Source organism: Streptococcus mitis (assembly GCF_000722755.1).
GTDB classification, from domain to species: Bacteria; Bacillota; Bacilli; order Lactobacillales; family Streptococcaceae; genus Streptococcus; species Streptococcus mitis_CM.
Genome location: NZ_JPFY01000012.1, coordinates 45,623 through 58,555, shown reverse-complemented (window position 1 = coordinate 58,555; position 12,933 = coordinate 45,623). Strand labels below are relative to the sequence as shown.

The following is a 12,933-nucleotide window of genomic DNA, read 5'->3' as shown; positions in this document are numbered from 1 at the left end:
AGAGATAAAGATGGTTTATTTAATCATAGGACTCCTCTTATTACTACTCTATGTATTTGCGACACCAGAAAGCATTAAAGGGACAGTCAATATCGTCCTTGTCGTCTTTGCTTTCGTAGCACTTTTGATTTTGCTGATGTTGTCAGTTCTGCAAATCTTTCAGCTACCGACAGAATTCTTTATCGCAATCGCCATGCTCTTCCTAGCATACTTTAGCTTGCGAGATATTACCCTCATGTCGATTAGTAAAAGTAAAAGAAGATAAAAAAGAGAGTTTTGGCTCTCTTTTTGCTTGTTGGAATGCTGAATATGAGCATTTTCGTTTAGAATTATTTCCATAAAAATGGTAAAATAGTAAGAGTAGAAATGGAGTTCGAGACATGAAAGTAATAGATCAATTTAAAAATAAGAAAGTCCTTGTTTTAGGTTTGGCCAAGTCTGGTGAATCTGCAGCTCGTTTGTTGGACAAGCTAGGTGCCATTGTGACAGTAAATGACGGGAAACCTTTCGAGGACAATCCAGCTGCCCAAAGTTTGCTGGAAGAAGGGATCAAGGTCATTACAGGTGGTCATCCATTGGAACTTTTGGATGAAGAGTTTGCCCTCATGGTGAAAAATCCAGGTATCCCCTACAGCAATCCCATGATTGAAAAGGCTTTGGCGAAGGGAATTCCAGTCTTGACCGAGGTGGAATTGGCTTATTTGATTTCTGAAGCACCGATTGTTGGTATTACTGGTTCAAATGGTAAAACAACCACAACGACCATGATTGGGGAAGTTTTGACTGCTGCTGGTCAACATGGTCTTTTATCAGGGAATATCGGCTATCCAGCTAGTCAAGTGGCACAAACTGCGTCAGACAAGGACACGCTTGTCATGGAACTTTCTTCTTTCCAACTGATGGGTGTTCAAGAATTCCATCCTGAGATTGCAGTTATTACCAACCTCATGCCAACTCATATCGATTATCATGGTTCTTTTGAGGAATATGTAGCAGCCAAGTGGAATATCCAGAACAAGATGACAACATCTGATTTCCTTGTCTTGAACTTTAACCAAGACTTGGCAAAAGACTTGGCTACTAAAACACAAGCTACCGTTGTACCATTCTCAACACAGGAAAAGGTTGATGGAGCTTATATGGAAGATGGTCAACTCTACTTCCGTGGGGAAGTGGTCATGGCAGCGAATGAAATCGGAGTTCCAGGTAGTCACAATGTGGAAAATGCCCTTGCGACGATTGCTGTAGCCAAGCTTCGTGGTGTTGATAACCAAACCATCAAAGAAACTCTTTCAGCCTTTGGTGGTGTCAAACACCGTCTCCAATTTGTGGATGAAATCAAGGGTGTAAAATTCTATAATGATAGCAAGTCAACTAATATCTTGGCAACTCAAAAAGCCTTGTCAGGATTTGACAACAGCAAGGTCATTTTGATTGCAGGTGGTTTGGACCGTGGTAATGAGTTTGACGAATTGGTGCCAGATATTACTGGACTCAAGAAAATGGTTATCCTGGGTCAGTCTGCAGAACGTGTCAAACGGGCAGCAGACAAGGCTGGTGTGGCTTATGTGGATGCGACTGATATTGCAGATGCGACCCGCAAGGCCTATGAGCTTGCGACTCAAGGAGATGTGGTTCTTCTCAGTCCTGCCAATGCTAGCTGGGATATGTATGCTAACTTTGAAGTACGTGGCGACCTCTTTATCGACACAGTAGCGGAGTTAAAGGAATAATATGAAAAAAATTGTCTTTACAGGTGGGGGGACGGTTGGACACGTTACCCTCAATCTTTTGTTAATGCCCAAGTTCATCGAAGATGGCTGGGAAGTCCACTATATCGGGGACAAGCGTGGTATCGAACACCAAGAAATCCTTAAGTCAGGTCTAGATGTCACCTTCCATTCTATTGCGACTGGAAAATTGCGTCGTTATTTCTCTTGGCAAAATATGCTGGATGTCTTTAAAGTTGGCTGGGGAATTGTCCAATCTCTCTTTATCATGTTGCGACTTCGTCCACAGGCTCTTTTTTCAAAGGGAGGCTTTGTCTCTGTTCCGCCTGTTATCGCAGCACGTGTGTCAGGAGTGCCTGTCTATATTCACGAATCTGACCTATCTATGGGCTTGGCTAATAAAATTGCCTATAAATTTGCGACTAAGATGTATTCAACCTTTGAGCAAGCTTCAAGTTTGTCTAAGGTCGAGCATGTGGGAGCAGTGACAAAGGTTTCAGACCAAAACACTCCAGAACCAGATGAATTGGTGGATATTCAAACCCACTTTAATCCCCAATTGCCAACTATATTGTTTGTCGGTGGTTCTGCAGGTGCTCATGTCTTTAACCAATTGGTGACAGACCATAAGAAAGAACTGACAGAGCGCTACAATATTATCAATCTAACTGGAGATTCTAGCCTGAATGAGTTGAGCCAAAATCTCTTTCGTGTTGACTATGTGACCAGTCTCTATCAACCCTTGATGGAATTGGCTGATATTGTTGTGACACGTGGTGGTGCCAATACGATTTTTGAGCTCTTGGCCATGGCAAAATTGCATGTTATTGTGCCACTTGGTCGTGAAGCTAGTCGTGGAGACCAGATTGAAAATGCAGCCTACTTTGTCAAAAAAGGCTATGCAGAAGAGCTTCAAGAAAGCGATTTGACCTTGGACAGTTTAGAAGAGAAGCTTTCTCACTTACTAAGTCACAAGGAATACTACCAGACTAACATGAAGGCATCTAAGGAATTGAAATCTCTAGCAGATTTTTATCAATTGTTGAAAAAAGATTTATCATAAGGAAAGTAAATGTCAAAAGATAAGAAAAATGAGGGCAAAGAAATCCTCGAAGAATTTAAAGAGTTATCAGAATGGCAGAAACGAAACCAGGAATATCTAAAAAAGAAGGCTGAAGAAGAGGCGGCCCTAGCTGAGGAGAAGGAAAAGGAAAGACAAGCTCGAATGGCTTCAAAATCTGAAAAGTCAGATGCAACCGAGGAGCAAGAGAGTGAATCTGATCCAAAAGATTCAGAATCAGCCAAGGATGATACTGAAGAAAAAGTAGAAGAGTCAGAAGACGTCAAAAAAGAAGTACCCAAAGAAGAACCAAAATCCAAAGAGCCAAAGAAACAGAATAAACAGGATAAAAAAATAGAGAAAAAGCCTGTAAAGGAAAAACCGGTCAAACCGAAAATCCCAGGAGTTCATATCTGGCGGGCTATCTCGATTTTGTTTCTCAGTCTGCTTTTATTGGTTGTCTCTGCATACTTGCTCAGCCCTTATGCGACCATGAAGGATATTCGTGTTGAGGGAACAGTGCAAACTACAGATGATGATATTCGACAGGCTTCAGGCATTCAGGATTCGGATTATACGATTAACCTTCTGCTAGACAAGGCAAAATATGAAGAGCAGATCAAGTCTAACTATTGGGTTGAATCAGCTCAGCTTGTCTATCAATTTCCAACCAAGTTTACAATCAAGGTTAAGGAATATGATATTGTGGCCTACTATGTTTCTGGAGAAAGTCATTATCCAATCCTTTCAAGTGGTCAGCTTGAGACCAGTTCGGTGAGCTTGGTGAGTCTGCCAGAAACTTATATATCAGTTTTCTTTAATGACAGCGAACAAATCAAGACCTTTACCTCAGAACTTGCTCAAATTAGTCCAGAACTCAAGGCGGCTATCCAAAAGGTGGAACTAGCCCCAAGCAAGGTCACATCAGATTTAATTCGATTGACTATGAATGATTCGGACGAGGTCTTGGTTCCTCTATCTGAAATGAGTAAGAAACTGCCTTACTACAGTAAGATTAAGCCACAATTATCAGAACCGAGTGTGATTGACATGGAAGCTGGAATTTACAGTTACACTGTGGCGGATAAATTGATTATGGAGGCTGAGGAAAAAGCCAAACAAGAGGCTAAGGAAGCTGAGAAGAAACAAAAAGAGGAAGAGAAGAAAAGACTGGAAGAACAGTAGAATAAACTAGAAGAGGAAAGGAAAAAGCTGGAGGAAGAGGGCAATCAAAACCAAACGACCCGACGTTCATCGCGCCGCTAGGTTTAGCTTTTCTCTCGTAGTTCTTCAGTGGCCATGTTTTTACTTGACAAGTGTTAGTAGAAATAATAGAATAGTAAAAAACCTTTAAAGCAGTCCAGAGAGGCAGCTAAGGTTAGACGGTGAAAGGGTGGAGACTACCCATTTTTCGTGGAACCTTGCTGTTGGCAGGTTCCTTTTTTCGTGGCTTCTGTTGGCCAGACTCTCTCACTATCAAAGGTAAAAGGAGAAACCTATGCGAGAACATCGTCCAGTCATTGCTCTTGATTTTCCTAGTTTTGAGGCGGTCAAGGAATTTTTAGCTCTTTTCCCAGCAGAAGAAAGCCTTTATCTTAAGGTAGGGATGGAGCTTTATTACGCAACGGGGCCTGAGATTGTGTCTTACTTGAAAGGCCTGGGGCACAGTGTCTTTTTGGATCTCAAGCTGCATGACATTCCCAATACAGTCAAATCAGCTATGAAGGTCCTGTCTCAGCTTGGTGTGGATATGACAAATGTTCATGCGGCTGGCGGTGTAGAGATGATGAAGGCTGCGCGTGAAGGTCTTGGAAGTCAAGCAAAATTGATCGCTGTCACTCAGCTCACATCAACCTCAGAAGCTCAGATGAAGGATTTTCAAAATATCCAAACCAGTCTGCAGGAGTCAGTGATTCATTATGCCAAGAAGACGGCTGAAGCGGGATTAGATGGTGTTGTTTGCTCGGCTCAGGAAGTGCAACTCATCAAGCAGGCCACCAATCTAGATTTTATCTGTCTGACACCGGGCATTCGTCCAGCAGGTGCTGCAGTTGGAGACCAAAAACGCGTGATGACACCTGCTGATGCCTATCAAATCGGTAGTGACTATATCGTAGTGGGACGTCCCATTACCCAAGCTGAGAATCCTGTTGCAGCTTATCATGCCATCAAGGATGAATGGACACAGGACTGGAATTAAAGAACTAGATTAGAAAAACAAAAGGAGAAGACCATGACACTTGCTAAAGATATCGCTAGCCACCTCTTGAAAATTCAAGCAGTTTACCTCAAACCAGAGGAGCCTTTCACTTGGGCATCTGGTATCAAGTCACCGATTTACACTGATAATCGTGTGACACTAGCCTATCCAGAAACTCGTACCTTAATTGAAAATGGCTTTGTGGAAGCTATCAAAGAAGCCTTTCCAGAGGTAGAAGTGATTGCAGGAACTGCAACAGCAGGGATTCCTCACGGAGCCATCATTGCTGACAAGATGAATCTGCCATTTGCCTATATCCGTAGCAAACCAAAAGACCACGGTGCTGGTAATCAAATCGAAGGACGCGTAGCTCAGGGTCAAAAAATGGTAGTGGTTGAAGATCTTATTTCAACAGGTGGTTCTGTTCTTGAAGCAGTAGCAGCTGCTAAACGAGAAGGAGCAGATGTGCTTGGAGTTGTAGCGATTTTCAGCTACCAATTGCCAAAAGCAGACAAAAACTTTGCAGATGCTGGTGTTAAGCTGTTAACACTTTCTAACTACAGTGAACTCATTCACCTAGCTCAAGAAGAAGGTTACATCACACCAGAAGGCTTAGATCTCCTAAAACGATTTAAAGAAGACCAAGAAAATTGGCAAAACGCCTAAAACATAGAAAATCAGGTAGTCACTAGGATTACCTGATTTCTTTTTGTGATGTTATTGGATCTTATACTCAATGAAAATCAAATATAATCCAAGGTGAAGCTGATGTGGTTTGAAGAGATTTTCGAAGAGTATTAGTCAACTTTTCCACCTTCAACAACTAGGTCATCTGCTTTAGCAGCGTCACCGTAGGTTGGGTGGAGTGTTTTTTCATAGGCCTTGTGGAAGAAGTTTTCTTTGCCTAATTTTTCAATATCTTTATTGATGAAGTCTAGCAATTCTTGGTTGCCTTTTTGAACTGCTGCTGCGATGGTATCTGGATCACCGAGGGAAGTAATTCCTACTTCAAAGCCTTTATTTTCAAGCGCCCAAGCTAGGACTTCAGTATTGTCAGTTGAAAAGGCATCTCCACGTCCGTCAAGAAGGGCTTGGTAGGCATCGCTATATTGGTCGTATTTTTGGAGTTTTACTTCGGGGTGATTTTTCTCAAAATAAGTCTCAGCAGTTGTTCCTTTTGTGACAATCAAGGTTTTACCTTCAAGTTGTTTGACGTCTGTAATGAGACCAGTCTTAGGTGATACGACACCCAGAGAAACTTTCATATATGGAAGGGCAAAATCAACTTGTTTCTTACGTTCGTCAGTTACTGTAAAGTTGGCAAGAGTAATATCTACCTTGTTTGAAATCAAGTATTCCGCACGGTTGGCAGCATCTACTGAAACGTATTTAACCTTCACGCCAAGGTCTTGAGCTAGTTGATTCCCAAGTTCAATATCGTAACCTTGGTAGGAACCGTCATTGTCAACGTAACCAAAAGGTTTCTTATCTCCAAACACGGCGATTCGTAGCTCACCGCTTTTTTTGATTTCATCGATTGTGCGAGCCTTGGCAGTGGTTTTACCTGACGATGAACCAGCATTTCCACCTGAGCTACAAGCTGTGACAATGATAAGGGCAAAGGCAAGTGCCAAAATAGTTAAGAGTGGTTTGAATAGTTTCATAAGAATCTCCTTTATAGATATGAGCCAAACTGGCTAAAGTCAAAGACGTTTAAAAATTCCTGGGCTCGTTTGGTTTGCGGATTGGTGAAGAAATCTTGAGCCGTTCCTTCTTCAGCAATTTTCCCTTGGTCGAGGAAGATAATCCGATCGGCAATTGCTTGGGCAAACTGCATTTCATGGGTTACTAAAATCATGGTACGGCCTTCTTGGGCCAAGTCATTGATGAGTTCCAGAACCTCACGCACCATTTCTGGATCCAGCGAAGCAGTCACTTCGTCAAAAAGGATGATTTCTGGATGCATGAGGAGGGCACGGACAATTGCAACCCGTTGTTTCTGTCCACCAGATAATTGACGGGCAAAACTATGTTGTTTGTCTAGCAAACCAACACGTTCCAGTAGTTGCAGAGCTTCTTCCGTTACTTCCTTCTTGTCTCTTTCCTGAGCCTTGATAGGGCCTAGGATGAGGTTTTGAAGGACATCCAGATGGGGAAAGAGTTCATAGCTTTGAAAGACCATGCCAATCTTTTGGCGAACTAGGTGAAAGTCTTTTTTATTTTCAACGATAGACTGACCATGCAGCAGGATATCTCCACCTTGAATATTTTCTAAGCCATTAAGGCAACGAAGGAGGGTACTTTTACCACAACCAGATGGTCCTAGGATGACGACAACTTCCCCTTTTTTGATTTCTAGAGAAAGTCCTTGGAGGATGGGATTGTCTCCGAAGGATTTTTTTAGTTCCTTGATTTCTAAAATAGTTTCAGACATTTAGTTCCTCCAATGTTTTTCTAAGTGAGTGGATAGTTTGGAAATAGGAAAGCAGACTGCGAAATATAAGACTAGAATGGTTCCATAAATCCAAAAGGAAGCAGTTGGGATGGTCAGGCGATTACTATCGATGATTTGTTGTCCAACCTTTGTAACCTCAACAACCCCTATCAAAACAACCAAGGAAGTGGTTTTAATCATCCGAGTAACAAGATTGATGGCTTGTGGCAGTAATCTTCTAAAGACTTGTGGGATAATGATGTGGTAGTAAAGTTGAACATTGGTTAAGCCGAGTGCCTGTCCACTTTCAAACTGATGCTTAGGAAGGGAAGTGATAGCTCCACGGACCAAGTCCCCCATCTCAGCTGTTCCCCAGAGGGTGAAAACGATAATAGCAGAAGTCTCACCTGAGATATTGATATTAAAGTTTCGAGCCAAGCCAAAGTAAACGATGAAGAGTAGCACCAGTTGGGGCATGATACGGATGAATTCCAGATACAATCGTGTTAAAAATCGTATGATTCTAGAATGGGAGGTCATGATGATTCCCATGACTGTCCCGAATATCATGGATAAGAGGACAGACAGGATGGATATCCCAATCGTAACGCTCAATCCCTGTAAGATTCTCAGGAGATTATTTCCCTGAAAGAGTACTTGGATTCCCGAATCCTGCATGGCGGAGCCTCCTTTCTATCCAGCTAAAGACCAGTGAGATGGGGAGCAACATGATAAGGTAAGCAACTACCAACATAGTTAGCGCAATGTCTGTCTCATAATAGAGTCCAATCAAGTCCTTGGCGACGTACATGAGGTCGGCCAAAGCTACTGCTGAGAAAACAGAGGTTTCCTTGATGAGGAAAATGACATTGGCACTAAAAGACGGTAGGGCCACCGCTGTTGCTTGCGGAAGAACCACATAGCGAAAGACCTGCACAGGTGTCAGACCGATTGCTAATCCAATCTCCTGCTGGGTTTGACTGACGGCTTCCAGCCCACTTCGGAAAGATTCTGCCATATAGGAGCCTCCTAAAAAGACCAGTCCTAAAGCGGCACAGACTTCTGAAGATAGGACAATCCCTATTCGGGGAAGTCCGAAGTAGAGAAAGAAGAGTTGAATCAAAAGGGGCGTATTACGTGACAATTCAATATAGGCTGTCGCTACTTGCGCCAAAACAGGGATTCGATAATGTCGGATGATACTAACGATTAGACCGAGCAGAAAGGATCCCAAAATTCCCCAAACTGCAATATGCAAGGTCAGAAAGAATGCCTTTTGATATAGTGGTAGATATTGTTCAACAATGGACCAATCCAAAAATAGAACCTCCCATCTAGAAATAATACAGTTATTGTAGCACTTAAAATCTCCTTTGAATAATATGTATTTTTTATTGCTGTTATAGGGATTTTTTATCATAGTCCTAGAATTTCTGAAATTTTCAAACAAAATATTTGAAAAATTTTGAAAAAAGAGTTAAGATATTTTTGTAATATACAAAGTAAACGCTTACTTATTAAGGAGGGCATTTTATGTCATACAAAACAAGCAATGCAGAAGGTCATGTAGATTTCATCAATACCTATGATTTGGAGCCAATGGCGCAACAAGTTATTCCTAAAGCAGCATTTGGCTATATCGCTAGTGGGGCGGAAGATACCTTTACTTTACGTGAGAATATTCGTGCCTTTAACCACAAACTCATCGTTCCTCATACTCTTTGTGATGTTGAAAATCCAAGTACAGAGATTGAATTTGCAGGTGAAAAATTGTCTTCACCAATCATTATGGCGCCTGTTGCAGCTCATAAATTAGCAAACGAACAGGGTGAAGTGGCGACTGCGCGTGGTGTGCATGAGTTTGGGTCTCTTTATACAACTAGCTCTTACTCTACTGTCGATCTTCCAGAAATTACAGAAGCCCTTCAAGGGACACCTCACTGGTTCCAATTTTACTTTAGTAAGGATGACGGTATCAACCGCCATATCATGGATCGTGTGAAGGCTGAAGGTTATAAAGCGATTGTCTTGACAGCAGATGCGACTGTAGGAGGCAATCGTGAGGTGGACAAGCGTAATGGTTTTGTCTTCCCAGTTGGCATGCCGATTGTTGAGGAATATCTACCAGAAGGTGCTGGTAAATCAATGGACTTTGTTTACAAATCAGCTAAACAACGCTTGTCTCCACGTGATGTAGAATTTATCGCTGAATACTCAGGACTTCCTGTTTATGTCAAGGGACCACAATGCCGTGAGGACGTTGAACGTTCGCTTGCTGCGGGAGCTTCTGGTATCTGGGTAACCAACCACGGTGGCCGCCAAATCGACGGTGGACCAGCTGCCTTTGACTCACTTCAAGAAGTAGCAGAAGCAGTTGACAAACGTGTGCCAATCGTCTTTGACTCAGGTATTCGTCGTGGTCAACACGTCTTTAAAGCCTTGGCTTCAGGAGCAGACTTGGTAGCTATTGGTCGCCCTGTCATCTATGGTTTGGCTCTCGGTGGTAGTGTTGGTGTACGTCAAGTCTTTGAACACTTGAATGCAGAATTGAAGACAGTTATGCAATTATCTGGAACTCAGACTATTGAAGATGTCAAACACTTCAAACTCCGTCACAACCCATACAACCCAACCTTCCCAGTTGACCCACGCGACTTAAAATTGTATTGATAAAAGAGATTGCCTCCACTTGATGTGGAGGTTTTTCTTCGTCTATAGGAAGAATAAATCACCATTAAAAACTATATAAATATATTTTCTAATCAAATATCTTGCTAGGGCTTTCATTTTTTGCTATACTGGTGCAGTAATTAAATAACAAAGACATTTGGGGTGCTTTAAGCTGAGATGATACCCATTGAACCTGATACAGTTAAGACTGGCGAAGGGAAATGTGAACAGTTTTTTTCGTATGGCGAAATGAACGATCGAATCTTGTAAGTCAACTCTAATTCTTGATTGTAATTGGAGTTTTTTTGTTTATATAAGCTGGATGAATGTGATACAAAGCATTTAGATAGCTCTTCTTGAACGCCCTTGATTTTCTTTAAAAAGGTCAAGTAAAACTAGGATTTTCTTGGTATTTTGTTGATTACGAACGAGTAAAGAGAGGAAAAGTAAATATGGAAACACAAGACTATGCATTTGAGCCAGGTTTGACTGTTGGAAAATTATTAAAAAGCAGTCAGAAGGATTGGCAGGATGCAATCAATCATCGTTTTGTTAAGGAACTTTTTGCGGGGACAATTGAGAATAAGGTCTTAAAAGACTACCTAATTCAAGATTATCACTTCTTTGATGCCTTCTTATCCATGCTGGGTGCCTGCGTAGCCCACGCAGACCAGCTTGAATCCAAGCTTCGTTTTGCCAAGCAACTAGGCTTTCTTGAAGCAGATGAAGACGGTTATTTCCAGAAGGCTTTCAAAGAGTTAAAAGTATCTGAGAATGATTATCTGGAAGTGACCTTGCATCCTGTAACAAAAGCCTTTCAGGATCTTATGTATTCGGCAGTGGATTCATCAAACTATGCCCATCTTTTGGTCATGCTGGTCATTGCAGAAGGTCTCTATTTAGACTGGGGTTCTAAAGATTTGGCTCTACCTGAAGCCTACATTCATTCGGAATGGATTAATCTCCACAGAGGTCCTTTCTTTGCAGAGTGGGTTCAATTTCTGGTTGACGAACTCAATCGTGTCGGAAAAGGTCGAGAAGATTTGACAGAACTTCAGCAACGCTGGAATCAATCGGTTGCTTTAGAATTAGCCTTTTTTGATATTGGCTATGACGCCTAGAGAGGGTTTAGGATATTTACAAATTTGATGAGGTAAATCATTCAATGTAAATGGTAAATGAAAAAAATTTCTTAACGAAAGATAGAGATAAATCGAAATCAGTATATCGTATAAAGTGAGAAGGAAGAATTTCAATATGACAAATTTAAAATTATTAAAAGAAAAAGCACCTTTGGTCATTTGCATCACCAATGATGTAGTAAAAAATTTCACAGCAAATGGATTAGTAGCACTGGGTGCATCACCAGCCATGAGTGAGTTTCCAGCAGATTTAGAGGATTTGTTAAAGTATGCTGGTGGTTTATTAATAAACATAGGAACATTGACAGATGAAAATTGGAAATTATACCAAGCTGCTCTGAAAATTGCAGAGAAATATAATGTCCCAGCAGTTTTAGATCCTGTAGCTTGTGGAGCAGGATCTTATAGAAAAAAAGTATCCGAAGATTTAATAAATAATTACAAACTCGCAGCGATTAGGGGAAATGCTGGTGAGATTGCCTCTTTAGTAGGGATAAATGTGGCATCTAAAGGAGTAGATAGTGCAGGCGTAGATAATATTGACGAAATTGCTCTAGCAGCAAATGAAAAGTTCAATATCCCTATAATAGTAACAGGTGAAGTGGATGCCATTGCGGTAAATGGAGAAGTGGTAACGATTCATAATGGTAGTGCCATGATGCCAAAAGTTATTGGGACAGGATGCTTATTAGGGGCAGTGGTAGCAAGCTTTATCGGACTTGAAAAAGGTCAAGAATTGAAATCATTAGAAACAGCAATGTTGGTTTACAATATCGCTGGAGAAATGGCAGAAAAACGTCCAAATGGACATCTTCCTGGAACATTCAAAGTGGAATTTATAAATGCCTTATATGAGATTACAGATGAAGATGTAAAGAAATTCAAAAGAGTGAAGTAAGATGTTTCAAAAAGAATTACTAAAGCTATATTTTATTTGTGGAACGACTACTTGCCAGGGAAAAGATCTATATAGAGTCGTTGAGGAAGCCTTAAAAGGTGGTATAACCTTATTTCAATTCCGTGAAAAAGGTGAGGGAGCCCTGGAAGGTAAAGAAAAAGTCGAATTAGCAATAAAACTACAGGATCTTTGTAAAAAATACAATGTGCCGTTTATCGTTAATGATGATATTGAGTTAGCATTAGAGATAGATGCTGACGGAGTACATGTAGGACAGGATGATCTTGGAGTTGATGAAATTAGAAAATTGATGCCAGATAAAATAATTGGTCTTTCTATAAAAAACGAGGAAGAATTTCAACAATCAAAAGTTGAATATGTAGATTATGTTGGTGTTGGTCCTGTATTTGATACCCAGTCAAAGGATGATGCTGGTGGTGCTATAGGTTATGAAGGTCTTAAATTGATGAGAAAACTATTGCCACAAATGCCCTTAGTTGCAATTGGTGGGATACAGACGCAACATATTAAAGACATTATGAAGACCAATATGGATGGTGTTTCAATCATTTCAGCAATCTCATATTCGGCTAATATAGAAAAAACTGTTCGGGAAATGAGTGAACAATAGCTATCAATTTTTTCTTGTATTCTGATGGAGTAGGATTTTCTTTTCTCTAAAAAGCTATGTCCAGATTCAGCTCAAATGGCTAATCTATCAAACAAGACATTTGTTTTTTGCAAAAGAAAGATATGCTGTATTTGTGAGTGCAAGGCTGTATTTCCAGTTCAATTTCTT

At 40.9% G+C, this 12,933-nt stretch carries 13 protein-coding genes, 1 pseudogene and 1 riboswitch; of the genes and pseudogenes, 10 read left to right on the top strand and 4 right to left on the bottom strand.

Going from position 1 to position 12,933, the window contains the following annotated elements:
- Window positions 1–10 precede the first annotated feature (10 nt).
- From SK578_RS02625 to pyrE, 6 genes and pseudogenes are all read left to right on the top strand, one after another.
- The gene (locus SK578_RS02625) at window positions 11–265 is read left to right on the top strand and encodes a DUF3165 family protein (protein ID WP_042750341.1); all 255 of its coding nucleotides are present in this window, start codon (window positions 11–13) and stop codon (window positions 263–265) included.
- Window positions 266–380: 115 nt separating this feature from the next.
- Window positions 381–1,733: a UDP-N-acetylmuramoyl-L-alanine--D-glutamate ligase gene (murD, locus tag SK578_RS02620; RefSeq protein ID WP_042750339.1), complete on the top strand. Its 1,353-nt coding sequence runs from the start codon at window positions 381–383 to the stop codon at window positions 1,731–1,733.
- Window position 1,734: 1 nt separating this feature from the next.
- Window positions 1,735–2,793 (top strand): UDP-N-acetylglucosamine--N-acetylmuramyl-(pentapeptide) pyrophosphoryl-undecaprenol N-acetylglucosamine transferase, encoded by a 1,059-nt coding sequence (locus tag SK578_RS02615; RefSeq protein ID WP_042750337.1) that lies wholly within the window; start codon window positions 1,735–1,737, stop codon window positions 2,791–2,793.
- Between the two features lie 9 nt (window positions 2,794–2,802).
- Window positions 2,803–4,056: pseudogene (locus SK578_RS02610) on the top strand (cell division protein FtsQ/DivIB).
- Window positions 4,057–4,288: 232 nt separating this feature from the next.
- Window positions 4,289–4,990, top strand: coding sequence for an orotidine-5'-phosphate decarboxylase (pyrF, locus tag SK578_RS02605; protein WP_042750333.1), 702 nt, complete (start codon window positions 4,289–4,291; stop codon window positions 4,988–4,990).
- Window positions 4,991–5,023: 33 nt separating this feature from the next.
- Window positions 5,024–5,656, top strand: a complete 633-nt coding sequence (gene pyrE, locus SK578_RS02600) for an orotate phosphoribosyltransferase (protein WP_042750331.1) — start codon at window positions 5,024–5,026, stop codon at window positions 5,654–5,656.
- Between the two features lie 131 nt (window positions 5,657–5,787).
- On the opposite strand, the gene SK578_RS02595 is transcribed toward pyrE, so the two are convergent.
- The 4 genes from SK578_RS02595 to SK578_RS02580 are packed head-to-tail and all read right to left on the bottom strand — an operon-like array spanning window position 5,788 to window position 8,742.
- Window positions 5,788–6,654 carry a cysteine ABC transporter substrate-binding protein gene (locus SK578_RS02595; protein ID WP_042750329.1) on the bottom strand — a complete coding sequence of 289 codons (867 nt, stop codon included), beginning with the start codon at window positions 6,652–6,654 and terminating at the stop codon, window positions 5,788–5,790.
- 11 nt (window positions 6,655–6,665) lie between these two features.
- A complete protein-coding gene (locus SK578_RS02590) occupies window positions 6,666–7,424 on the bottom strand; it encodes an amino acid ABC transporter ATP-binding protein (protein WP_042750327.1) in 759 nt (252 codons plus the stop codon).
- Window positions 7,425–8,102, bottom strand: coding sequence for an amino acid ABC transporter permease (locus tag SK578_RS02585; protein ID WP_042750325.1), 678 nt, complete (start codon window positions 8,100–8,102; stop codon window positions 7,425–7,427).
- The gene (locus SK578_RS02580) at window positions 8,062–8,742 is read right to left on the bottom strand and encodes an amino acid ABC transporter permease (protein WP_042750323.1); all 681 of its coding nucleotides are present in this window, start codon (window positions 8,740–8,742) and stop codon (window positions 8,062–8,064) included. The genes SK578_RS02585 and SK578_RS02580 overlap by 41 nt, the downstream gene beginning before the upstream one ends.
- A 215-nt stretch (window positions 8,743–8,957) precedes the next feature.
- Here SK578_RS02580 and lctO point away from each other — a divergent pair, with 215 nt between their 5' ends.
- The 4 genes from lctO to thiE all read left to right on the top strand — a co-directional run bounded on the left by lctO (window position 8,958) and on the right by thiE (window position 12,765).
- The gene (gene lctO, locus SK578_RS02575; protein ID WP_000120714.1) at window positions 8,958–10,094 is read left to right on the top strand and encodes an L-lactate oxidase; all 1,137 of its coding nucleotides are present in this window, start codon (window positions 8,958–8,960) and stop codon (window positions 10,092–10,094) included.
- A 148-nt stretch (window positions 10,095–10,242) separates the two neighbouring features.
- A riboswitch (TPP riboswitch) is annotated at window positions 10,243–10,331 on the top strand.
- Window positions 10,332–10,546: 215 nt separating this feature from the next.
- On the top strand, window positions 10,547–11,215 hold the full coding sequence (locus tag SK578_RS02570) for a TenA family protein (RefSeq protein ID WP_042750321.1): 669 nt from the start codon (window positions 10,547–10,549) through the stop codon (window positions 11,213–11,215).
- Between the two features lie 136 nt (window positions 11,216–11,351).
- Complete coding sequence (gene thiM / locus SK578_RS02565) at window positions 11,352–12,134, top strand: hydroxyethylthiazole kinase (protein ID WP_042750318.1); 783 nt, start codon at window positions 11,352–11,354, stop codon at window positions 12,132–12,134.
- 1 nt (window position 12,135) lies between these two features.
- The gene (thiE, locus tag SK578_RS02560; protein WP_042750317.1) at window positions 12,136–12,765 is read left to right on the top strand and encodes a thiamine phosphate synthase; all 630 of its coding nucleotides are present in this window, start codon (window positions 12,136–12,138) and stop codon (window positions 12,763–12,765) included.
- The last annotated feature ends 168 nt before the right edge of the window (window positions 12,766–12,933 follow it).

Coding starts and splice junctions, on each gene's coding strand:
- SK578_RS02625 (WP_042750341.1), top strand. CDS start 11: ATGGTTTATTTAATCATAGGACTCCTCTTATTACTACTCTATGTATTT.
- murD (WP_042750339.1), top strand. CDS start 381: ATGAAAGTAATAGATCAATTTAAAAATAAGAAAGTCCTTGTTTTAGGT.
- SK578_RS02615 (WP_042750337.1), top strand. CDS start 1,735: ATGAAAAAAATTGTCTTTACAGGTGGGGGGACGGTTGGACACGTTACC.
- pyrF (WP_042750333.1), top strand. CDS start 4,289: ATGCGAGAACATCGTCCAGTCATTGCTCTTGATTTTCCTAGTTTTGAG.
- pyrE (WP_042750331.1), top strand. CDS start 5,024: ATGACACTTGCTAAAGATATCGCTAGCCACCTCTTGAAAATTCAAGCA.
- SK578_RS02595 (WP_042750329.1), bottom strand. CDS start 6,654: ATGAAACTATTCAAACCACTCTTAACTATTTTGGCACTTGCCTTTGCC.
- SK578_RS02590 (WP_042750327.1), bottom strand. CDS start 7,424: ATGTCTGAAACTATTTTAGAAATCAAGGAACTAAAAAAATCCTTCGGA.
- SK578_RS02585 (WP_042750325.1), bottom strand. CDS start 8,102: ATGCAGGATTCGGGAATCCAAGTACTCTTTCAGGGAAATAATCTCCTG.
- lctO (WP_000120714.1), top strand. CDS start 8,958: ATGTCATACAAAACAAGCAATGCAGAAGGTCATGTAGATTTCATCAAT.
- SK578_RS02570 (WP_042750321.1), top strand. CDS start 10,547: ATGGAAACACAAGACTATGCATTTGAGCCAGGTTTGACTGTTGGAAAA.
- thiM (WP_042750318.1), top strand. CDS start 11,352: ATGACAAATTTAAAATTATTAAAAGAAAAAGCACCTTTGGTCATTTGC.
- thiE (WP_042750317.1), top strand. CDS start 12,136: ATGTTTCAAAAAGAATTACTAAAGCTATATTTTATTTGTGGAACGACT.